The sequence below is a fragment of the Micrococcus sp. Mcc89 genome, assembly GCF_024519795.1.
Taxonomy (GTDB): Bacteria; Actinomycetota; Actinomycetes; order Actinomycetales; family Micrococcaceae; genus Micrococcus; species Micrococcus luteus.
In genome coordinates, this window is record NZ_JALJRI010000078.1 from 71,761 (window position 1) to 92,607 (window position 20,847).

General features: G+C 69.8%; 19 protein-coding genes. 14 read left to right on the forward strand and 5 right to left on the reverse strand.

Annotated features, from left to right (window positions below):
• Positions 1–132 precede the first annotated feature (132 nt).
• From NR072_RS08050 to galE, 12 genes are all read left to right on the forward strand, one after another.
• The gene (locus NR072_RS08050; RefSeq protein WP_306230972.1) at positions 133–414 is read left to right on the forward strand and encodes a DapH/DapD/GlmU-related protein; all 282 of its coding nucleotides are present in this window, start codon (positions 133–135) and stop codon (positions 412–414) included.
• Positions 411–1,472, forward strand: coding sequence for an NAD-dependent epimerase/dehydratase family protein (locus NR072_RS08055; RefSeq protein ID WP_256836794.1), 1,062 nt, complete (start codon positions 411–413; stop codon positions 1,470–1,472). Before NR072_RS08050 ends, NR072_RS08055 begins: the two co-directional genes overlap by 4 nt.
• 2 nt (positions 1,473–1,474) lie before the next feature.
• Positions 1,475–2,461 (forward strand): glycosyltransferase, encoded by a 987-nt coding sequence (locus tag NR072_RS08060; RefSeq protein ID WP_041104559.1) that lies wholly within the window; start codon positions 1,475–1,477, stop codon positions 2,459–2,461.
• Positions 2,462–2,598: 137 nt separating this feature from the next.
• Complete coding sequence (locus NR072_RS08065; protein WP_256836797.1) at positions 2,599–3,522, forward strand: RNA-binding protein; 924 nt, start codon at positions 2,599–2,601, stop codon at positions 3,520–3,522.
• Entirely contained in the window at positions 3,519–4,310 is a 792-nt protein-coding gene (locus NR072_RS08070; RefSeq protein WP_136940081.1) for a cytidylyltransferase domain-containing protein, read from the forward strand. Before NR072_RS08065 ends, NR072_RS08070 begins: the two co-directional genes overlap by 4 nt.
• Entirely contained in the window at positions 4,307–6,550 is a 2,244-nt protein-coding gene (locus NR072_RS08075) for an N-acetylneuraminate synthase family protein (protein WP_256836800.1), read from the forward strand. The genes NR072_RS08070 and NR072_RS08075 overlap by 4 nt, the downstream gene beginning before the upstream one ends.
• On the forward strand, positions 6,541–7,680 hold the full coding sequence (locus NR072_RS08080) for a glycosyltransferase (RefSeq protein WP_256836801.1): 1,140 nt from the start codon (positions 6,541–6,543) through the stop codon (positions 7,678–7,680). Before NR072_RS08075 ends, NR072_RS08080 begins: the two co-directional genes overlap by 10 nt.
• Positions 7,677–8,822, forward strand: coding sequence for an acyltransferase (locus tag NR072_RS08085; RefSeq protein ID WP_242934152.1), 1,146 nt, complete (start codon positions 7,677–7,679; stop codon positions 8,820–8,822). The genes NR072_RS08080 and NR072_RS08085 overlap by 4 nt, the downstream gene beginning before the upstream one ends.
• Complete coding sequence (locus tag NR072_RS08090) at positions 8,819–9,877, forward strand: glycosyltransferase family 4 protein (RefSeq protein WP_256836804.1); 1,059 nt, start codon at positions 8,819–8,821, stop codon at positions 9,875–9,877. The genes NR072_RS08085 and NR072_RS08090 overlap by 4 nt, the downstream gene beginning before the upstream one ends.
• Positions 9,874–10,836: a glycosyltransferase family 2 protein gene (locus NR072_RS08095; protein ID WP_256836805.1), complete on the forward strand. Its 963-nt coding sequence runs from the start codon at positions 9,874–9,876 to the stop codon at positions 10,834–10,836. The genes NR072_RS08090 and NR072_RS08095 overlap by 4 nt, the downstream gene beginning before the upstream one ends.
• 10 nt (positions 10,837–10,846) lie before the next feature.
• Positions 10,847–11,989: a glycosyltransferase gene (locus NR072_RS08100; protein WP_256836806.1), complete on the forward strand. Its 1,143-nt coding sequence runs from the start codon at positions 10,847–10,849 to the stop codon at positions 11,987–11,989.
• Entirely contained in the window at positions 11,989–12,972 is a 984-nt protein-coding gene (galE, locus tag NR072_RS08105) for a UDP-glucose 4-epimerase GalE (RefSeq protein WP_256836807.1), read from the forward strand. The genes NR072_RS08100 and galE overlap by 1 nt, the downstream gene beginning before the upstream one ends.
• 10 nt (positions 12,973–12,982) lie before the next feature.
• Here galE and NR072_RS08110 read toward each other — a convergent pair whose 3' ends face one another.
• The 3 genes from NR072_RS08110 to NR072_RS08120 are packed head-to-tail and all read right to left on the reverse strand — an operon-like array spanning position 12,983 to position 15,891.
• On the reverse strand, positions 12,983–13,990 hold the full coding sequence (locus NR072_RS08110; RefSeq protein ID WP_134377301.1) for a hypothetical protein: 1,008 nt from the start codon (positions 13,988–13,990) through the stop codon (positions 12,983–12,985).
• Positions 13,991–14,014: 24 nt separating this feature from the next.
• On the reverse strand, positions 14,015–14,884 hold the full coding sequence (rfbA, locus tag NR072_RS08115; RefSeq protein ID WP_256836808.1) for a glucose-1-phosphate thymidylyltransferase RfbA: 870 nt from the start codon (positions 14,882–14,884) through the stop codon (positions 14,015–14,017).
• 20 nt (positions 14,885–14,904) lie between these two features.
• Positions 14,905–15,891 carry a glycosyltransferase family 2 protein gene (locus NR072_RS08120; protein ID WP_166795214.1) on the reverse strand — a complete coding sequence of 329 codons (987 nt, stop codon included), beginning with the start codon at positions 15,889–15,891 and terminating at the stop codon, positions 14,905–14,907.
• 52 nt (positions 15,892–15,943) lie between these two features.
• On the opposite strand from NR072_RS08120, the gene NR072_RS08125 reads away from it, so the two are divergent.
• Together NR072_RS08125 and NR072_RS08130 are read left to right on the forward strand one after the other, a co-directional pair.
• Entirely contained in the window at positions 15,944–16,804 is an 861-nt protein-coding gene (locus NR072_RS08125) for an alpha-1,2-fucosyltransferase (RefSeq protein WP_134377303.1), read from the forward strand.
• A gap of 4 nt (positions 16,805–16,808) precedes the next feature.
• The gene (locus NR072_RS08130) at positions 16,809–18,842 is read left to right on the forward strand and encodes a glycosyltransferase family 2 protein (RefSeq protein ID WP_256836812.1); all 2,034 of its coding nucleotides are present in this window, start codon (positions 16,809–16,811) and stop codon (positions 18,840–18,842) included.
• On the opposite strand, the gene NR072_RS08135 is transcribed toward NR072_RS08130, so the two are convergent.
• Positions 18,829–19,668: a glycosyltransferase family 25 protein gene (locus tag NR072_RS08135; protein ID WP_256836813.1), complete on the reverse strand. Its 840-nt coding sequence runs from the start codon at positions 19,666–19,668 to the stop codon at positions 18,829–18,831. The genes NR072_RS08130 and NR072_RS08135 overlap by 14 nt on opposite strands.
• Positions 19,669–19,719: 51 nt before the next feature.
• Positions 19,720–20,550 (reverse strand): alpha-1,2-fucosyltransferase, encoded by an 831-nt coding sequence (locus NR072_RS08140; protein ID WP_080695004.1) that lies wholly within the window; start codon positions 20,548–20,550, stop codon positions 19,720–19,722.
• Positions 20,551–20,847: the final 297 nt, after the last annotated feature.

The window sequence follows — 20,847 nt, forward strand, 5'->3', positions numbered from 1 at the left end:
CATTGCGCTTTCCACCCCGGAGTCTGGCTTGCGGCGGAGCAACGCGGGGATCTACGCATCGGGGATCGTGTCTATTTGGGCCACAGGGTGCATCTCCACGCAGTCGGTTCAGTGGTCCTTGGGCGAGGCGTCATGGTGACAGACGACGTTCACATTGGGAACGGAGGACACGACCCGTCGGCAGGGATGGCGGTCACGCCTGGCGCACCGATCGTGATCGGTGATGACGTCTTCGTCGGCCAGGGCGCCACGATTCTCGGAGGAGTCACAGTGGGAGCAGGCGCTGTGGTCGGAGCGAGGTCCGTCGTCACGAAGGATGTCCCTGCCGGAGCGATCGTCGCGGGTGTCCCTGCGAAGATCCTCAAGAACGGTGTCGAGCACACCCCAGCGATCGGAGAGGAGCAGCAGTCGTGACGAACTACCTCATCACCGGTGGGGCGGGTTTCATCGGTCAGTACGTGGCGCGGGCGCTGACACGACGCGGTGACGAGGTGGTCGCGCTTGACACACTCGAGCAGCAGGTGCATGCCGATCCTGAAGGGGCGGTCGCGCGGTTCCCCGGGGACGTCCTTCGCCGCGACGTGAGCGATCCGGCGTCCTGGGCAGATCTGCCGGAGGTCGGAGGTGTCATCCACCTGGCGGCGGAGACCGGGACGGCTCAGTCGATGTACGAGCAGGACCGCTACCGACGCGTCAATGTGGAGGGAACGCGGCTCGCGGCCGAGTTCGCCGCCTCGCGAGGACTTCCTCTCGTGTTCTTGAGCTCTCGCGCCGTGTACGGCGAGGGCCTCGTGGCCACGTCGCCGCTGGCGTCCTCGGACGGCAGGGATTTCGGCCCGGACGGCCTGTTCGTGCCCTCGGGCGAAGACCAGCCGCACGTGCCCCTCTCCGTGTACGGCGAGACCAAGTCCGAGGCCGAGGAGATTGCCCGCACCGCCCTCGCGGACGGCCGCCTCGCCATTCTGCGCCCGCAGAACGTCGTTGGTTTGGGGCAGGCGCTTCACAACCCCTACACCGGTGTGCTGGCGGCGTTCCTAGCCCGCCTCAAGGCGGGGCTGCCGCTCACCGTCTACGGGGACGGCACGGCGACGCGGGACTTCGTGCATGTGTCGGACGTCGCCGCGGCCATCGTCTGGGCGCTAGAAGCCCCCCGCCGCGGAGAACCCGTGATCGCCAACGTCGGCACAGGGGTCCGTATGGATCTGGACGAGCTGGCCGAGACCGCGCGAGCTGCGGGCCGCGGCCCAGAGGTCGAGATCACCCATGTGGAGGTCCACCGCGCCGGTGACATCGACCATGCCTGCGCGGACATGACACACGCATGGAGCCTGGGCATGCCGCGCCCGCGTCTGACCTCCCAGGAGGCCATCGCAGATTTCATCTCCCATTCGTGGGACTTGGAGGCCGCTGATCCGCGGCTGTGGGACCGTGCACTGGAAGAGCTGACCGAGCGCGGGCTCGCGGAGAGTTGAGCATGCGCGTCCTCATCGTCGGCCCTCGTTTCCACGGCTATCTGGCCGCCATGGGGGCCGCCCTGGAACACCTGGGCCATGGCGTCTCCGTGCACGCGTACGACGCGGCAGACACTCTGGCCGAGCGCGTCCGCAACAAGGCTCTGCACGACCTGCCGGGGAAGTGGACCGCACGCTGGGCGGACTGGGAGGGCCGGCGTGCGGCCGCGGTCCTGGATCGTGAACGCCCGGATGCGCTCCTGGTGGTGAAGGGCGATCGTCTGGGGGACGATTGGTGGGCTGCCGTTGACCGGTGGAACGGCCCGCGGGTGACTTGGCTCTATGACGAGATCGACCGCATGGCCTATACCCGCGAACAGCTCGCCGCGATGCCCGTCGTCGCCACCTATAGTGCGGCCGACGCGGCGTCGCTGGCGGGGACGGCGGGTACGGTGCGTCACCTGCCGCTGGGCCACGACTCGCTGCTGGCGTTCCACCGGCGCCCGACCGGCGCTGTGACATTCATCGGGGCCCGTTACCCGCAACGCGAAGCCCTGCTGGCCGGTCTCGTCGCCGCCGGCATGCCTGTGCGCGCCTATGGGCGGGATTGGTCCAGGCATCCCGCGGATGTGCTCGCGTCGCGTCACTGGCGACCCTCGGGTGTTCCTGCGGGACGCACCTTGGCGCGTGACGAGGCATACGGGGTGATGGCCGGCAGCGAGGCCACTCTCAATATTCACGGTCACCAGGACGGCTTCACGATGCGCACCTTCGAAGCGTGTGGAGTGGGCGCCCTCCAGTTGGTGGACCGCGCGGACGTCGACGTGCACTTCGAGCCGGGCAGAGAAGTCCTGGTGTTCGCCGATGGCGACGAATTGGCCGAGCACGCGGAGCGGGCAATCCGCGAACCGGTGTGGGCCCGCGGCATCGCCGAAGCAGGGCGACGCCGGGCCCTGGCCGAACACACCCTCGTGCACCGGATGCGTGAGGTGGAAGTGCTGTGGGCCTGAACCATCCCGATTCCCTCGAGGACTGGCGTCGGTGGGCACGGCCCTCCGCGCTCCGGCGCGCTGTCGTTGCAGTGCGCGGCCGCGGCCGTCTCGTCGACCCGGCCTTGCGTCTCCTTCTCTACGGAACGGCGCCGACGGTGCTCGCCGCTCTCGACTCCGCGACGCTCTCCGGCATCGCGGCCGGGTTGCGTCCGGTGGCGTTGGGGCCGCGTGCCAACGTGGCGGTCCTGTGCCCTCAGCACCTGGTCCCTGCGGTCCAGGCCATGCTCGGAGACCCCGTCGAAGACCGGTCGATCACCTCTGCTGACGACCTGTCCGCCCTCGACGGCACGGTCGGCACGGTGCTTTCGCTCGGCCACTACCTGCGGGCCGGGGAGCTGGCCCTGGAGTGGGCCGCGGCACGGGGCGTGGAATACGTCGTCGTGCAACACGGCCTGCTCACACCGTTCGCGCCGCCTCTGCCTGACGAGGTGACGCTGTACGCGTTCTCGCACGAGGACGGGGCCTTCTGGACCGGTGGCCGCCCGGGGCGGACCGTCAGGGTGGTGGGCTCCCAGATGCTGTGGGAAGCCGCGGACCCCCAGTCGCCGGCCGCCCAGCCGGGTCCGACGGTCTTCCTGGGACAGCTCCACGGGCGAGAGCTGGGTCGGTGGTCCGCCACGCAGCAGACGCTGGCGTTCCTCCGTGCCGAGCCGCACGTGCTCTACCGTCCACACCCTTCAGAACGGGACATGCTGAGCCGAGCCACCCACCGCCTCATGCAACGCGGCGGCACCCGCTTCGAGATCAGCGGACGCCCTCTGCCTGAGATGGGAGCCGACGTCGTCGCACTGTTCTCGACGGGTGTCCTCGAAGCGGCAGCCCAGGGACGCGGTGGCTGGGTGCACCACACCACCCCTCCCGCCTGGCTCAGCGAGTTCTGGGAGCGTTACGGCATGGCGCCGTGGGTGCTAGGGCGTCCGGCCGCCGACCAGCCCAAGCGCACTCCCGCTCCTGTCCGCCCAGTGATCGAGCCTGCGCGGGCCATCGCCCGTGACATCTTTGGAGGGGAGTCCGCGTGAGCATCCTGTGCGTCATCCCCGTGCGCGGCGGGTCCCGGGGGCTGCCCGGCAAGAACATCCGCCTCCTCGGCGGCCACCCGCTCGTGGCCTGGACCATCCAGGCCGCCCTCGAGGCGGAGGAGGACCTGCACGTGGTGGTCTCCACGGACTCGGCCGAGATCGCCGAGGTCGCCCTCCGCTACGGCGCGGACGTGCCGGGCCTGCGCCCGGCCCACCTGGCGCAGGACTCGACCCCCACCGAGCCCGTGATCGAGCACGTGCTCGCGGCCGAGCGCGCGGCCGGCGTCGAGCCCGAGGGCGTGATGCTCCTCCAGGCCACCAGCCCGCTCCGCCTGCCCGGCACCCTGGACCGCGCCGTGCGGCAGTTCCGGGACACGGGGGTGGACTCGCTGGTCGGCGTCGTCCCGGTGTCCCCGTTCCTGTGGCGCCATCCCGAGGATCCCGACGGGGAGCCGATCCCGGACTTCGACGTCACGGCGCGCAAGCGCCGGCAGGACATGACGCGCACCGACCTGCGGTTCCGCGAGAACGGGTCCCTCTACGTGACACGCCCCTGGGTCTACGACCGGCTGCACAACCGGCTCGGCGGCCGGATCGGCCTGCTGGAGCTCGACGACCTCGAAGGCGTGGACATCGACACCGAGCTGGACTTCGCCCTCGCCGAGCAGCAGATGGACCAGTACCTGGCGGTCCAGAAGGTGCTCCAGCACCGCCCCGACCTCGGTGCCCCGCGCACCGCCGAGACCCCCACCACCGGCCCGAACCGCACCCCCGGAGGCGCGCAGTGATCATCGAACGCAGGCTCACCCCCTACCTCGTCTTCCCCGAGGACTCGCTCCTGGCCGCCCTACAGAAGATGACCGACAACCGCGAGCGCACCGTGTTCGTGGTGGACTCCCACGGCTTCCTCGTCGGCTCCCTGACGGACGGGGACGTGCGCCGCTGGCTCGTGGCGCAGCCGGAGGCGTCGCTGAACGTGGCCGCGGCCGACGTCGCCCATCGCGACCCGGCGACGGCGCCCCTGGGCGCCTCCCCGGCCGAGATGCGCGAGGCCCTGCCCGCCGGGGCGCTGCACCTGCCGCTGCTGGACGAGCGCGGCCGCCTGACGGCCCTGGCGATCAACCGGGAGGCGGAGCTGCGGGTCGGCGGGCACCGGATCGGGGAGGGCCACCCGGCGTTCCTGATCGCCGAGATCGGCAACAACCACCAGGGCGACGTGGACCTGGCCCGCCGTCTCGTGGACCTGGCCGTCGAGGCGGGCGCGGACGCGGTGAAGTTCCAGCTGCGGGACATGGACGCCCTGTACCGGCAGTCCGGTGCGGCCACCGCCGGCGAGGACCTGGGGGCCCAGCGCACCCTGGACGAGCTGGCCAAGTTCTCGCTCTCCGCCGCGGACATGGTGCGGGTGTTCGACCACGTCCGGGAGGCCGGCGTCGCCCTGATGTGCACCCCGTGGGACGCCCCGTCCATGCGGGTGCTGCGCGAGTACCCGGTGGACGGCGTGAAGATCGCCTCGGCGGACCTGACGAACCACGGTCTGCTGCGGGACGCGGCCGCCTCCGGGCTGCCGATGGTGCTCTCCACCGGCATGTCCCGGGAGGAGGAGATCCGCGAGTCGGTGGCCCTCGTGCGCTCCTTCGGCGTCCCCTTCGCGATGCTGCACGCCCAGTCCACGTACCCCGCCCCCTACAAGGACGTGAATCTGGCCTACCTGGACCGGCTCGCGGAGATCGCGCAGACGCCGGTGGGCTACTCGGGCCACGAGCGCGGCTTCCACGTGGCCCTGGCCGCGGTGGCCCGGGGCGCCGCGATCATCGAGAAGCACTTCACCGTGGACCGCGGGCTCGAGGGCAACGACCACAAGGTCTCCCTCCTGCCGGAGGAGTTCGCGCAGATGGTCCGGCAGACCCGGGACATCGAGGAGTCGATCGGCGTCGGGACCGAGCGCGTGGTCTCCACGGGCGAGGCGATGAACCGCATCAACCTGGCCAAGTCCCTGGTAGCGGCCCGTCCGCTGCAGGCCGGCGTCACGATCACCGCCGACGACGTGACCGTGAAGTCCCCGGGCCGCGGCCTGCAGCCCAACGAGCTGCCGCGCCTGGTCGGCCGCACGCTGCACCGCGAGATGGCCGAGGGCGACTTCTTCTTCGCCGGTGACCTCACGGACTCGGTGCCCACCGGGCGTCAGTTCCAGTTCCGGCGCCCCTGGGGCCTGCCGGTGCGCTACCACGACGTCGAGGCGCTGACGAAGGACTGCACCCCGGACTTCCTGGAGTTCCACTTCTCCTACAAGGACCTCGAGATCGACATCGACTCGGTGTTCAGCGAGCCCATGCCGATGGGCTTCACCACGCACCTGCCGGACATCTTCTCCGGTGACTTCCTCGTGGATCTGGCCAACGACGACGACGCCGTGTGGGAGCGCTCGATCGCCGAGGTGCAGCGCACGATCGACATCACCCGGGACCTGAAGCGCTGGTTCCCGAACGAGGAGGAGCCCATCATGGTCATCACCATGGGCGGGTTCACCCTGGACCGGCACATCCGCCCGGAGGAGCGGCGGCCGAAGTACGAGCGCATCGCCGAGGCCGTGCAGCGCCTGGACACCTCCGGCATCCGGATCGCCGCGCAGACGCTGCCGCCGTTCCCGTGGCTGATGGGCGGTCAGCAGTACCACAACCTCTTCATGGACCCGAACGACACCGTGGCGTTCGTGGAGGCCACGGGCGTGCCCCTGTGCCTGGACATCTCGCACTCCAAGCTCTCGGCCACGTTCCTGGGGATCCCCTTCTCGGAGATGGTGGAGAAGCTGGCCCCGCACACCATCCACCTGCACCTCGTGGACGCCACCGGTGTGGACGGGGAGGGGCCGCAGATCGGTGAGGGCGACGTCGACTGGCCCGTGCTGTGCGAGCAGCTGGACCGCCTGGCCCCCGGGGTGAGCTTCATCCCGGAGATCTGGCAGGGCCACATCAACAACGGTGAGGGCTTCTGGACGGCCCTGGACCGCCTGGAGCAGTGGCTGTGATCAGCGAGGCCTCGACGACCACTCCGGCCCCGCTGACACTCTGGGTGGTGCCGGTCGCCGACCTCGGCGGCGTGGCCCGGCACGTCCTCGACGTCGCGCGCGTGGGCCTGCCCGGCCTGCGTCTGGCGGTGCTCTGCCCCGAGGGGCCGCTCGCCGAGCGACTGCGCGAGCAGGGGGCGGCGGTGTTCACCGGGGACGTCGGTCCCGACGCCGGCCTGGCCGCCTCGGTGCGGACGCTCCGGACGGCGGTGCGCACCCTGCGCCCGGCTGCGGTCCACACGCACCTGGCCTACGCGGACCTCGCGGCCTTCACGGCGCTGGCTCCGGAGCGGGCCCTGCGGTGGCCCGGTGCGCTGGCGCTGCTCAGCACCGAGCACGGGATCGCCCCGGACGACGGGCTGTACAACCGCGCCGCCGCGGCCCGGGTGAAGAACGCCGCGCACCGCGCCCGGCTGCGCGGCACGGACCTCGTGATCGCGGTGGCACAGTCCACCGCGGACGTGCTCCGCCGAAAATGGGGCGCGGGGGCGCCCCTCACCGTGGTGCGCAACGGCGTGGACGTGCCTGCGGTGCGGGCCGCGGCCGCGGGGCAGCGGCGCGCACCGGGGGAGGGGCTGCGGATCCTCTCCCTGTCCCGGCTGGCGCCCGAGAAGAACCTCGACCGGCTGATCGCCACGCTGCCGGCCCTGCTGGAGCGGGACCCCGGGACGCGGTTGACGCTGGCCGGCGCTGGCCCCCTGGAGGGGGAGCTGCGCGCCCAGGCCGAGGCGCTCGGTGTCGCGGAGGCGGTCGACCTTCCCGGCTTCGTGGAGCCGTGGGAGACCATGGCCGAGCACGACGTGCTGGTGCAGCTCTCCGCGTGGGAGAACCTCAGCTACACCCTGCTCGACGCTGCGGCCGCGGGCCTGCCCGCCGTCGCCACGGACGTGGGCGGCAACGGGGAGATCCTGCCCCCCGAGCGCCTGGCCCACGAGACCACTCCGGCGGCCATCGCCGACGCCGTCATGCGTGCCGCGGCCGACGGCCCGGGCGAGGTGCGCGTGGACGATGTAGAGACCATGGCCCGGGCGACCGCCGAGGCGACCCTCGAGGTGCTCGGGCGCCGGGTGGGGAAGGGCGGGCACCGATGACCGCGGCGAGCCCGAACGAGCCGGGGGCGGCCTCGGTGGCCCCGGCCGAGAAGCGAGTGCCGGGGCCCCGGTTCCGGGAGCTGGACGGCCTTCGGGGGATCGCGGCGCTGGCCGTGGTGTTCTCGCACTTCGGCGGTACGCACAATTTCCACTACCGCGACGATCCCCCCGCTTTTCATGACTTCGTCTGGGGTAGCACGGGGGTCCAGCTGTTCTTCATGATCAGCGGTTTCGTGATCCTCATGACCGCGCGCCGGGCCTCGCGTCCCAGCGATTTCGTCATCTCCCGAGCCGCCCGGCTGTACCCGCCGTACTGGCTCTCACTTGCATTCGCCGTGGTGATCCTCGCCCTCGTTCAGGTGCCGGGGTACTCGCTGAGTCCAGGGCAGATCATCGTCAACCTCACGATGGTCCAACGATGGTTGCTGGTCGACGATGTGGTCGACGTCTACTGGACCCTGGCGGTCGAGATGCAGTTCTACGCACTTGTCTTGACCCTCCTCATCCTCAGCCGGTGTCGCCTGTCGGACCGTCTCGTCCTGTGGGCATGCCTGGGTTGGTCTGTGTTGTCCTGGACGGTGGTGGCTGTGACTTCACAGGCCGCGGCGCCACGCCCAGCGGGGGACCCCACGTGGGTCAAACTCGTCAACAACATCACTGTTGCCGAGTATGCGCCCATGTTCGTCCTGGGCATGGTGGTGTTCCTGGCACGGGAGACGGGTCGCCACCGACGAGCGGTGGCCGCAGCCTATGCATCGGCTGTCGTGAGCCCCTTCGTCTTGCGCGACATGACCCTTGGTCTCTGGGTGCTGGCAGCAGCGACCCTGTTCACTGCTGTGGCCCTCCGACGAAGGACGTGGCTCCTCACAACGCCGCCCTTCCAGTTCTACGGCCGGATCAGCTACTCCCTGTACATCATCCACGTCATTCCCGGTTATCTGGTCATCCATGCTCTATGGCCATACGTAGGCCGGAACATGGCCATGCTCGTGGCCTTGGCCGTGGTCTCCGTGCTCGCCTGGGCCCTGCAGAAGTACGGCGAGGAGCACCTCGGCCGCGCGGCCAAGCGGGGGTTGACCCGCGTCCGCTCCGTCGTGGACGCGCGGACCGGACATCCCCGATCCCTGGAGCCGGCCCGATGACCGGTCGCATCTGGATCCTGGCAAACCAGGGCGAAGTGGGTGGCGGCGAGGTGATGCTGCACCACCTCGCCACGGCCCTGCGAGAGCTCGGTCGGGACGTGGGCGTCGTGGCCCCGGCGCACCCGGCCGAGACCGCCGATCGTCTGGCCGCGGACGGCTTCGACGTGGTCCGCGTGGGCGGGCCCGGACGCCTGGGGTACCTGCGCGCTCTCCGGGCCTGGGACCGTGGCCGAGGCAAGGACGACGTCGTCTGGTGCAACGGGCTGCTGCCGGCCGCGGCGCTGGCCGGCCGGCCGCGCCGGATCGTGCACCTGCATCAGGTGCCCGAGAAGCCGGTTCTGCGGGTGTTCTCCGCCCTGGCGCGTCCCGGTGCGCTCGCGGTCCTCGCGCCGTCCCGATTCGCGGCGGACCGCATCCGCGGGGCGCGCGTGCTCCACAACTGGGTTCCGGCCCCGACGGCGCCGCAGACACGGCGGGCCCGCGGTGCCGATGAGCCGGTGACCGTGGGCTTCCTTGGCCGCCTGTCCGAGGACAAGGGCATCGTCACCCTGCTGGAGGCCGCCGCGCTGCTGCGGAAGACCGACCCGGGTGCCTTCGTGTTCCGCATCGCGGGGGAGAGCCGATTCGTGGCGGAGGACGAGGCCGACCGGCTCGCCACCGCCCTGAAGGCAGCCGGTGAGGACGTCCAGGTGCTCGGCTGGCAGGACACCGGCGAGTTCCTGGCCACCGTGGACGTGCTGGCCGTGCCGTCGCAGTGGGCCGAGGTCTTCGGCCTGGTGACGGCCGAGGCGATGGCGGCGGGCGTTCCGGTGGTGGCCTCCGATGCGGGGGCCGTTCCCGAGGTGGTCGGCAGCGATCACCCCTTCGTTTTTCCGCAGCGCGACGCCGCCGCACTCGCGGACTGCCTGCGGGCCGTGCGCGCGATCGATCTGGGCGAGGTGGCCCACTCCCAGCGGCGCCGCTGGGAGTCGCTGTTCTCCCCCGAGGCCGGCCGCGCCGCCGTCGCCGAGCTCCTGGATGACCTGTCCCTAATGACTCCCGCGGAGGACTCATGACCGAGACGCCCCTGACCCCCGAGGCCAGCGTTGTCGTCCCCAGCCGGGGCGGCGCCCAGCGGCTGCCGCGCCTGATCGGCGCCCTCGCCGCGCAGGAGGACGCCCCGTCGTTCGAGGTCCACGTGGTCGTGGACGGGGATGTGGACGGGTCGGAAGCGGTGCTCGCCCAGTTGGCCGCGGAACACCCGGGGCTGGACCTGAGCTGGACCGTCTTCCGGGAAAACCGCGGACGGGTCGCTGCGCTCAACGCCGGTGCCGACGCGACGTCCGGCCGCATCCTCATCCGCGCGGACGACGATCTCGAGCCCGGACCGCACTACATCCGGGACCACGTGGCCGCGCACGCGGGCGGGCATGGCGGCGTGATCGGATTGACGGCCAACGTCCTCCCGGACTCCGCCTATCAGCGCGTCTACGGTGACGCCCAGGACGAAGCGCACCGTCGCCATGCCTATGCCCTTCCGGCAGAGCAGCAGTGGCGGCACTGGGCGGGCAACGTGTCCGTCCCCCGCACCCTCCATGCGGAGCTCGGCGGCTACGACCCGGACTACCGCCGCTATGGCTGGGAGGACGTGGACTTCGGCTACCGCCTCCACGTCGCCGGGTACCCGGTGGAGATCCGGCCGGAGCTGGAGACCCGTCACCACGCGGCGGCGGTCACCACCTACACCAAGGCGCGCCGGGCTCTGCATTCCGGGTCCGCCCGGCAGATCTTCATCGCCAAGCACGGGGCGGACGCACTCGGCGGGGACCGCGCCCCGGGCGGGCCGTGGGGCGCCGCCGTGCGGGCGGTGGCCGCTCTGAGCACGGAGCGCACGATCCAGTACAGCTCCGCCGTCGTCGAGCGTGCCGCTGCCGTGTTGCCAGCCCCGATCGCACGAAAGCTGATCGCCTTGCAGGTCGAAGCCGCGTCGGAGACGGGACGCACTCGGCCGGGGCGTGCCCGCCGACAGTTCTGAGGGGAGCACCATGACCGACATGACACGCGGCCGGATCGCCATCGCCCACGACTACCTCACCCAGAAGGGCGGGGCGGAACGGGTGGTGCTCGCCCTGCACCGGATGTGGCCGGACGCGCCCATCTACACGACGTTCTACGACCCCGAGGGGACCTTCCCGGAGTTCAAGGACGCACGCATCATCACCTCACCCCTCAACCGGGTGGGGGTGTTGCGGAAGGACCCGCGGCGGGCCCTGCCGCTGCTGCCCCTGGCCTCCTCGCTGATGCACGTGAAGGAGCCGATCGCCGTCGTCTCGACCTCGGGCTGGGCGCACGGATTCCGTTACGACGGCGCCACGCTCGTCTACTGCCACACCCCGGCGCGCTGGGTCTACCTGCTGGACGACTACCTGGGCGAGGACGGTCGGAACAGCATCAAGGGGCGGATCGCCCGCGTGCTGCGCCCGGGTCTGCGCAGGTGGGACCGCGCGGCCGTCCGGCGTCGATCGCGCTATGTGGCCAACTCCACGGTGGTGAAGAAGCGGATCGAAGACGTCTACGGGCTCGAGGGCGTGGACCTCGTGTTCCCGCCGCACTCCGTGAGCACGGACGGCCCGCAGGAGCCGATCCCCGGTGCCGAGCGGCTGGCGGAGGACGGCTTCCTGCTGTCGGTCGCGCGACTCATGCCGTACAAGCACGTGGACGTGGCGATCGAGGCAGCGGCCCGCGCGGGGCGGCCGCTCGTGGTGATCGGCAAGGGCCCGGAGGAGGCCCGGCTGAGGGCGATGGCGGGGGAGGACGTGGTGTTCGGCCAGGACCTCACCGACGCGCAGTTGCGCTGGGCGTACGCGCATGCGACGGCACTGATCGCTGCGAGCCACGAGGACTTCGGCATCACGCCGCTCGAGGCGAGCGCGTGGGGCGTGCCCACCGTGGCGCTGCGCGCCGGCGGTTACCTGGACACCATCGTGGAAGGCGTCAACGGGGTGTTCGTCGAGGCGCCCACGGTGGAAGCCGTGACCGATGGCGTCGAGCAGGCGCTGGCCCGGGACTGGGACCCCCCTGCGATGCGGGCGCACGCGGAGCGCTTCTCGGAGGACCAAATCGCCCGTCAGGTCCGCACCCAACTTGGGCAGCTCCAGACCCATGCCCGGAACAAGGGGGCGATGTGATGACCTGGGTCGTGACCGGAGGCGCCGGCTACATCGGGGCGCACGTCGTCCGGGCGTTTAGGGAGCGGGGTCTTCCGGTCGCGGTCGTAGACGACCTGTCCACCGGGCACCGGGAGTTCGTCCCCGACGGCGTCCCGTTCTTTCATGCGGATGTCACCGACACCGCAGCGCTGACGGCGGTGCTCCGTGAGAATGAGGCAGAGGGGGTCGTCCACGTCGCCGGGTACAAGTACGCGGGGGAGTCTGTTCGGGTGCCGTTGACGGCGTACCACGTCAACGTCCAGGGAACCGCGAGCGTGCTCGCCGCGATGGTGGCCGCGCAGGTGCAGAACATCGTCTTCTCGTCGTCGGCTGCGGTCTACGGGACACCGGCCGTTGAGCGGGTCACCGAGGACACACCGCCGGCACCTGAGTCGCCGTATGGCAAGTCCAAGCTAATCGGAGAGTGGCTGCTGCGGGACCAGGAGCGTGCCGTCGGCATCCGTCACACCAGTCTGCGGTACTTCAACGTGGTCGGATCCGGGTGGGCGGACATCACGGATCTCAGCCCCCACAACCTCTTCCCCCTGGTCTTCTCTGCGCTGGAGAGGGGCGAGCGGCCCCGTATCTTCGGCGACGACTATGCGACCCCCGACGGCACCTGCATCCGGGACTACGTCCACGTCCAGGATGTCGCGGACGCGCACGTGGCGGCCGCGCGGGCGCTGACGTCCGGCGCGGGCCTGCACTCCGTGTACAACCTGGGGTCGGGGGAAGGGACCTCTGTGCGCAAGATCATGGCCGCGGTCCGTGACGTCACGGGGGTCTCCGACCCGCCGGAGGTGCACGCCCGACGCCCCGGGGATCCGGCGCGAATCGTGGCGGACGGCACGCTGGCAGCCCAGGACCTCGGCTGGCGTATGCGCCACTCGGTGGAGGACATGGTCCGGTCGGCGTGGGACGCCCATCGACGCCTGGGGATCTCAGCAAGCGGCGACGAATAGGCGAATCGGTTCAGCCTTGCTGAGGGGACGAGATCAGCCGTTCTAGCTCTTGGGTCAGACGCGGCGGCTCGGGCCACCCCATCACGGTGCCCATCTGCCGCAGGCGCCATCGCCAGTCGAGGGTGCGACGCGCGCACTCCTGCTGCTCGGCAGCTCGCTCGGGGGACCAGCATTCGGCGGCCGCGGTCAGGATGGGCCAGGCATCCTCACGCGACGTCGGGGAGATCTCCAGCGTGGCCCCGTCCCATAGCGTGCTCGTCGCTGCGGCTGGCGCGGTCCCCGCCACGAGGCATCCGGCCGCGAGTGCATCCATCCACCGGCCGGTCAGGTAGTCCCGTGTGGGATGGGTGTACGGAGCGGGGCTGACGAGGTTCGAGAATGCGAGCACCAGTTTCGCCCCCATGAGGGCCTCTCGGACGTTGCGCTGGTTCTGGCCTGGGTCGTCACTCATCGGCGGGCGCCCCGCGAACCGTAGGCCCTGCCGGTGGGCGTCCAGGGCCGTAGCGTCGTCGTCCGCCCAGGCCTCGGGCTGGCGGCCCAGGCGCAGCACATCGATGCCGCGGTGTTGCGCGGCGCCGGGGTAGAGCGCTGTGTCCGCGCCCCAGGGCAGGACGGAGACCGGGGTGCCGGTGATCTGCTCCCACTCCTCGACGAGCTGGGGGTCCGTGATGAACACCCGATCCACGTGGGCGGTGCCGCGCAGGAGTCGCGGTGTCCTGTCGGTCCAGAACGAGTCGATGACCCACACCGCGGTGGAGTCGTAACCCGGAAACCACAGACGGGGCCGGGCCGCGTAGGCGGCCATGCCCGCGTGGGGGGCTACGACGAGGAGGTGGTGACCCGGGCGCCGGCGACCCCGGGGCAGGGACGCTGCCGTCTTCCGGAACAGCGACACCTCCCCACGGTCATCCAGCTCCAGCACTCGTGCCTCGAAGAGCCGGGCAGCGAGTCCCACGAGCTGCGAGACCGGCCCCCACCCGGAGCCCTTGGGACGGACGTACAAGATGTCGAGGGTCATGGGTCCTCCGGAGTCCGCGCCTGTTCAGTGGGTACTCTCGAGAAGGCCCAGAAGATAGCGGCCGTACCCGGACTTCACCAGCGGCTCGGCGCGGGCGCGCAGCTCGTCGTCGGTGAGCAGGCCCCGCCTCCACGCGACCTCTTCGGGCGAACCTACCTTGAGGCCCTGGCGAGACTCGACGGCGCGGATGAAGTTCGAGGCGTCGTTGAGGTCGTGGAACGTGCCGGTGTCCAGCCAAGCGGTGCCGCGGGGGAGCACCTCCACGTTCAGGGCGCCTCGCTCGAGGTAGGTGCGGTTCACGTCCGTGATCTCTAGCTCGCCGCGGGCCGAGGGCCTCAGGCCGCGGGCGATCTCCACCACGTCGTTGTCGTAGAAGTACAGGCCGGGCACGGCGAAGTTGGACTTGGGCTCGGATGGCTTCTCTTCGAGGGAGACGGCCCTACCGTGCCCGTCGAATTCCACGACGCCGTACGCCGACGGGTCGGCCACCCAGTAGCCGAACACGGTGGCGCCTTCGACCTCCGTGTGGCGGAGCAGCTGCTGACCCATGCCGGGGCCGTAGAAGATGTTGTCCCCCAGCACGAGGGCAACGCGGTCGTCGCCAATGTGCTTCTCCCCGAGGAGGAACGCCTGCGCCAGGCCGTCCGGGGAGGGCTGCTGGACGTAGGAGAGGGAGATACCGAACTGCGAGCCGTCGCCGAGCAGGCGCCGGAACTGGTCGGCGTCCTTGGGTGTGGTGATGACCAGGATGTCGCGAATGCCCGCGAGAATCAGGGTTGACAGGGGGTAGTAGACCATCGGCTTGTCGTACACGGGCACAAGCTGCTTCGAGATGCCGTGCGTGATCGGGTGCAGTCGGGAGCCGGTGCCCCCGGCCAGGATGATGCCCTTCATAGGGCCGACTCTAACGGGGCTCACCGGGTCGACGCCCCCGGCCGTGGCGCCATCGGCTCCAGCAGCGGCTGGACCGCGGCCCATGACGGCGGCGGCATGTCTCCGACCGGGCGTAGCGCCCCCCGGGGGTACCAGGCGGCGTTCGCGACGGCCTCGCCGGACAGGAGCTGCCTCCATACGGTTCGTAGCTCGTCGTCTGAGGCCGAGCCGAGCCAGCGCCAGTGGTAGGCCTCCCCCTCGTCGAGCTCGGCCCGCGCCACCGCTGCGGCGCCGATGCGGGTCTTCCTAGCGAACTGCTCGAAAGACCGCCAGGGCATGTGGAGGATGCGCAGCCCCTCGCTCTCGCGGGATCCCGGGCGGCTCACCTCGTGGTTGCCCATCGTCACGACTGCCCCTCCCCAGGGGCGGAAGGCCACCTTGTCGTCGAAGTGGCGGGCGGTGTCCAGACGCCACTGCTTGCCGCCCGGGGACGGGAACAGGTTGAACAGGTGAGCGCGACGCACGGGCGACCCTGAGTCATCGAGGGCGTCGACCAGCCGACCCTGCGGGGCGAACCACAGTTCGTCCGCGTCGAAGGGGATGATCCACCGCGCCCCTGCGGCGGAGACCAGGTCGGACAATTGGGTCATCTTGGCCGACTGGTAATAGGCCGGCTCGCTGTCCGTGCCGACGTGGAGGTGCGGGATTTCCTCCGCCAGTCGAGCCAGTACCCGGGGAGTGTCATCATCGGAGAGGTTGTCCACAATCAGCATGTGGTCAATGCCCTGCTGTAGGAGGTGGCGGACCGTCGTCTCGATGATGTCCGCCTCGTTGCGCACCATGGCGATCGCCCACACACCCTCATGGTGCTGGAGCGGGGGGACGTCCAGGCCTTCCTGTGCCGCGGCATACTGGGCGAGGAAGGCGGGATCGGATCGCAGGCGCATGGCCTCGGCGCGAAGCTCCGAGTCCTTGCGGGCCAGGAAGACGCGGTGCTTAAGGGTGCGCGCACGTGAGAGGAGATCCACGGGGTCACTTCCGTCATGGGGAGAGGTGAGGTTCTCTCGGTAGGGTAGCCGCATGGCCCGTCGCGACTTCGCCGCAGCCGCCCGTGCGCGGGCGCTCTCCATCGTACGCACCCAGCAACCCTTCATCATCTGGGGCGCCGAGCCCATGAACGGCGGGAACTATCTGTATCTGTGGACGACGGCATGGGCGCGACAGCGACACACAGGCGAGCGGTGGCTCGTGCGATACAAGCCCAAGATGAATCCGTGGCTTGAGGAGTTCCCCCAGCTGCGGGCGTTGACGGTCGACGAGGTAGATGTGGGATGGCGGCAGAGGCGGACGGTGGAATGGGGGCAACACGCGGGGCGTGACTTCCGCGTCAAGGACCTTCGGGACTTTGCGCGCGACCTGCTGTTGGCAAGTGAGAATTTCCGCGGTCGTATGGCCGCCCGTCCGCGCGACGCCGTCGTAGTCAATGTCCGGCGCGGCGACTATTACACGAACGAGAGGCTTGCGGCGGTGTTCGGATTCGATATCCCCGGCTACGTGAATGCCGCGCTGCAGCGTATCCCGGGCGACCGGCAGAAGCGAGTCGTCGTGGTGTCGGACGACCCCGAATGGTGCGCCACGAACCTCACCTTTGTCAGGCAGGGCAGGTCCGTCTCCTTCATGCCGACTCCTCATGACATGTTCGACGATCTCGCCCAGCTGGCCGTGGCGCGCGACCTGATCCTGGCGAACTCCACGTTCTCCTATTGGGGCGGGTATCTCGCCAGCGCGCGCTCCGCCCGTGAGCGCCCACGGACCGTGTTCGCGCCCTTGCACTTCAACCGCCTTTACAGCGATGGCGAGTCTCCGCTGCTCCTACCGGAGTGGACGGCGATTCCCGATGACGAATTCTCCACGCCAGACCGACTCCAGGGAGAGGCCTGACCTCATGTCGACCCGTGAATGCTGTTCCTCGGACCCGACGACGCCTTCGGTGTCAGTGGTGATCCCCGTCTTCAACGGCGCACTGACCCTGCCGCTGCAGCTGGAGGCGCTCCGCACGCAGGTCGGTGCACCGGACTTCGAGGTCGTCGTGGTGGACAACCGCTCCACCGACGACCTGGAGGGCGCCATCCGGCCGTTCCTGGAGTCCGGCCTCCAGCTCAGGGTGGTCCGAGCCGACGGGCACCAAGGGTCCTCCTATGCCCGCAACCGGGGGATTGCCGCTGCCCGCGCCCCCTACGTCATGTTCTGCGACGCCGACGACGTCGTCTCCCGCCACTGGGTGGCTGCGGGAGCGGCGGCCTTCGCCACGGCTTCGATCTGGACCGGCAGCGTGACGCATCTGTCGGCCGACACCTTCGAGCAAGGACTGGACGCTGTCCGGGACCGTCTCGGAGACGAGCTGCGGCCGCAGAACGGGCCCGGCCGGGAGGTCTCCGGCCCGTTCCCCGTGCTGATGGGGGGCGACTTCGGAGCGTCCCGTGAGCTGCTGGAGGCGGTGGGGGGCTTCGACCAGTCGTTCCCCCACGCGGGCGACGACAACGATCTCGCCTTCCGCGTCTTGCGAGCCGGTCACCGGCTGGTGGAGATGCCGCAGGTGAGGGTCGCCTCCCGAGGCAAGACCAGTACGCGGTCGGTTCGCAGGATCGCGTTCCGGTCCGCGAAAGCCCATGTGCTCCTGGCGGATCGATATGGCGTATGGGACCGTTCTCGGGCCACGACGTGGGCGAGCGAGCCCGTGCGGTGCCTAGGGGCGGCGGTGAAGATGGCGGCGCATCCGGCGACGGCCGACTGGCGGGGGCTCGCCTCGCGGACGGCGATGGCTGCGGGCACGCTCGCGGGAGCCCTGGAGTATCGAATGTTGCGGCGACGCCCCACGCCACAGGTCGGCCTGGGCCTCGACCCTGGCATACGGGCGCACTCCGGGGAGGCGCGGCAGGGCGTGGGCGGGCCCGGTGACCCCGAGCTGGTCAGTGTGGTCATCCCGGCATACAACGCCGAGGCGTACATCGCCGAGCAGATTGAGAGCCTGGCCGTGCAGGTAGCCGCCCCGGAGTTCGAGGTGATCGTGGCCGACAACGGGAGCACGGACCGCACGGCGTCCGCTGCCCGCGAGGCAGCGGAGCGCTGCGGCCTCACTGTGACCGTGGTCGATGCCCGGGGGCCGGCCAGCGCCTCTCATGCCCGAAACGTCGGGGCCCTGGCGGCCGCGGGCGAGGTCTTGCTCTTCTGCGACGCAGACGACTTCGTCGGCCCCGAGTGGGTCCGGGAACTCTCCGCGGCCGTGCGCTCGCGCGAGAACGCCCTAGCTGTGGGGACGCTCCTGCACCGGCGGTTCAACGACGGGGCCGTGCTTGCCGCCTATGGCATCCCGTCTGCGGCCGGCGAGCCCGACACAGACGCGGTGGGGTATTCGGTGGTGCACAGCGGATTCGCCGGGCACCTCCCCACCGTGGCGGGCAATGACTTCGGCGTCCGTCGCTCCACCTACCTCGCGGTTGGCGGCATGGATTCCTCGTTCCCCGGCGGCTCTGAGGAGACGGACTTCTCCTGGCGCGCCCAACGCCGCGGGGCGGTCGTCGTGCACGCGCCGCGCGCGGTTGTCCACTACCGCCTGCGGTCCACCCCGCAGACCGTCTTTCGGCAGCAGCGGATCCAGCAGGTCGGCCGGATGCTGCTCTGGATCCGCCACCGCGACGAGGGCATGAGCGGGCCGAGTTGGCGGGTGTCGGCCACGGAGGTGGCTCGGCACCTTCCGGCCTATATCGTCACCCGCGAGCGCGCCGCGCGGCTACGCCACGCCCGGATTGCCGGCGGGCACCTGGGTGCCCTGCAGGGGATGGTCCGTTACCGGCTGTTGAAGCGGATTCCGTCACGGAGGCTGGTGGACGGGGCCTCCGCCGTCGGGTCCAGAACCACGGACCATCCTGCCTGGCGGGACCGCCGCGGCGTTCGGCCGGGTCGCCTCATCGAGCCTTGATGTCGTGCGCGGTGGCCCGGACGGCCAGACGCGCGGCCCGCCATCGAGAGCGCAACGCTAGCGCCGTCTTCAGGCTGTCCAGGAGACTGACGGCGCGGTCGGTGGTCTCGCTATCGCGGGCAAGGGACGCCGCCTCCCGCGTCGTGGACCCGCCCATGTAGGTCACCAGCCCGGGCCTCAGGACGCGAATGTCGAGACCGTACCTGTCACGAAACAGCGGCCAGTCATCGGCGATGGTCCAGGGACCGCCGGCGTCCTCCACGAGTCCCGAGACGAGTTTTTGCGCTCCCGAGCGCGTGATCAGGTAGAAGGCTGTCGTGTACGGGTTCCCGGCGAACCGACCCAGACGCCGGATCCGCCCGCCGCAAACGATTGGGCGTGACAGCAACGACAGTTGGGCCTCGGTCATGAGAAGCCGTTGAAATGCTAGTGAGGGGTTTGTCGGGCCGCGGTCGGCCAGGACCGCGATGTCGAAGGAGTTGTCCTTTAGGATGCACTTGAGGACCGCCTCCGTCTCGGTCGGCATGAGGACGTCGTCCTCGGAGATAAGAGCCACCCCGTCGTCGGGGCCTGTGCTCGACGCGAAGGACTCGAGGACACGGAAGTGGCTGATGGCGCATCCCGCCTGACCGGGGGTGGGTGAACCGGGGTAGTGCTCGCGGTAGCGGGCCACATTGAAGTAAGGGGACGGATCCGAGGTGGAGCCGTTGAATGCATCGTAAAAGCGGAACCAGGCGGCCCCCGGCCCATCCATGAACCGGGGGCGTCGATCACTGTCGGTGAGCGAGATGCAAACCCGGCGCTCCAACCGGCTTGAACGAACCATGCGCCCAGCATAGCCAAGGGCGGTTCCCCTTTCCCAGGTTCCGACAGAGGGCTACCTGGCGAGGTCCCCGCACCCTTCCTCCAGCACGGTCCACGAAGGCCTGAGCTGGTGAGCACGACCACCGTTGAGGTTACGGCTGAACAGTGCCGGTGCAATGACGAGACGGCCCGGGTGCAACTCGTCGCCGATGTATCCACCCCAATAGGAGAAGGTGGAGTTCGTGATGATCAGGCGGCGGGCATGCACGACGGCGCGCAGATCGTGGAAGAGGTCGCCGTCCTTATAGACCACCTCGCCGTGAAGGCCGAGAACGGGACCGAGATGCTCCCTGCACCAGTCTAGGCCGTCCGAAATCACCACGATCCGTGAGAGGGGGCCCGAAAGCGCCGCTGTTCGGCTGATGGCGGCCCGAATGTAGGCCACCTGGTCCATTCCGAACTCGGCCTCATGCTGGGGAACCGAGTAGTAGTCGCCCCGCCGCACGTTCACGATGACATCATCCTTGGAGAGGCCATCCGGGTCCAAGGCGACGGGGGAGCCGGAGAGCAACACCTCACGTATGAAGCTCCTGAGTTCGGCGGGCTGATAGGGCACCGGCTGCGGGGACTCCTCTCGCCACGGCATCACCCGTCGAGCGGTGAAGGGTACGCGGTCCCTCGGGATGAAGTAGCGCTCCCGCAAAGTGGGGAAGAGTGCGACCGCTGCCTCGCGTTTGGGGTGCAATAGGACCCTGCGCGACTCTCGATGCGTGTGGCCTTCGAACGCCCACAACCCTTGATACAGGAGATTTCCCAAGCCCATCCAATCGGGAACCCAGGACACAGGATCGCCGCGACGGATGGTTGTCAGGGCGCGTGACTTCGCTTTGTTGAGGAACCTCATGCCTTGCAATCTACAGGGCGGTCATGAACAGGCGTTCCTTTCGCCTTCTAGAGCGTGACGAGCTTCGCAATCTTACCCAGGGGGTTGTCGACCCGAGGGTATCCCCCTGCTGGTTCTATTTATGGCCCCTCGGGCGATGGGCTGCCCGCGCTCCCCCCTGGAGCAGACGCCTCCAACTGCTGTGGCGAAGATCCAGTCCATTGCGTGGCCTGCGAGTTGAAGCGCCCTGGGTCTGTTGGAGACTCCTGACCTTGGAAACGAGGATGGAGTTATGCCGAAAGAGCAGACAGCGGGGAA

Bases quoted from the DNA above. Each gene is read 5' to 3' on its own strand.
- NR072_RS08060 (WP_041104559.1), top strand. From the start codon at position 1,475: ATGCGCGTCCTCATCGTCGGCCCTCGTTTCCACGGCTATCTGGCCGCC.
- NR072_RS08090 (WP_256836804.1), top strand. From the start codon at position 8,819: ATGACCGGTCGCATCTGGATCCTGGCAAACCAGGGCGAAGTGGGTGGC.
- NR072_RS08125 (WP_134377303.1), top strand. From the start codon at position 15,944: ATGGCCCGTCGCGACTTCGCCGCAGCCGCCCGTGCGCGGGCGCTCTCC.
- NR072_RS08050 (WP_306230972.1), top strand. From the start codon at position 133: ATGGTGACAGACGACGTTCACATTGGGAACGGAGGACACGACCCGTCG.
- NR072_RS08130 (WP_256836812.1), top strand. From the start codon at position 16,809: ATGTCGACCCGTGAATGCTGTTCCTCGGACCCGACGACGCCTTCGGTG.
- NR072_RS08095 (WP_256836805.1), top strand. From the start codon at position 9,874: ATGACCGAGACGCCCCTGACCCCCGAGGCCAGCGTTGTCGTCCCCAGC.
- rfbA (WP_256836808.1), bottom strand. From the start codon at position 14,884: ATGAAGGGCATCATCCTGGCCGGGGGCACCGGCTCCCGACTGCACCCG.
- galE (WP_256836807.1), top strand. From the start codon at position 11,989: ATGACCTGGGTCGTGACCGGAGGCGCCGGCTACATCGGGGCGCACGTC.
- NR072_RS08085 (WP_242934152.1), top strand. From the start codon at position 7,677: ATGACCGCGGCGAGCCCGAACGAGCCGGGGGCGGCCTCGGTGGCCCCG.
- NR072_RS08140 (WP_080695004.1), bottom strand. From the start codon at position 20,550: ATGAGGTTCCTCAACAAAGCGAAGTCACGCGCCCTGACAACCATCCGT.
- NR072_RS08110 (WP_134377301.1), bottom strand. From the start codon at position 13,990: ATGACCCTCGACATCTTGTACGTCCGTCCCAAGGGCTCCGGGTGGGGG.
- NR072_RS08135 (WP_256836813.1), bottom strand. From the start codon at position 19,668: ATGGTTCGTTCAAGCCGGTTGGAGCGCCGGGTTTGCATCTCGCTCACC.
- NR072_RS08100 (WP_256836806.1), top strand. From the start codon at position 10,847: ATGACCGACATGACACGCGGCCGGATCGCCATCGCCCACGACTACCTC.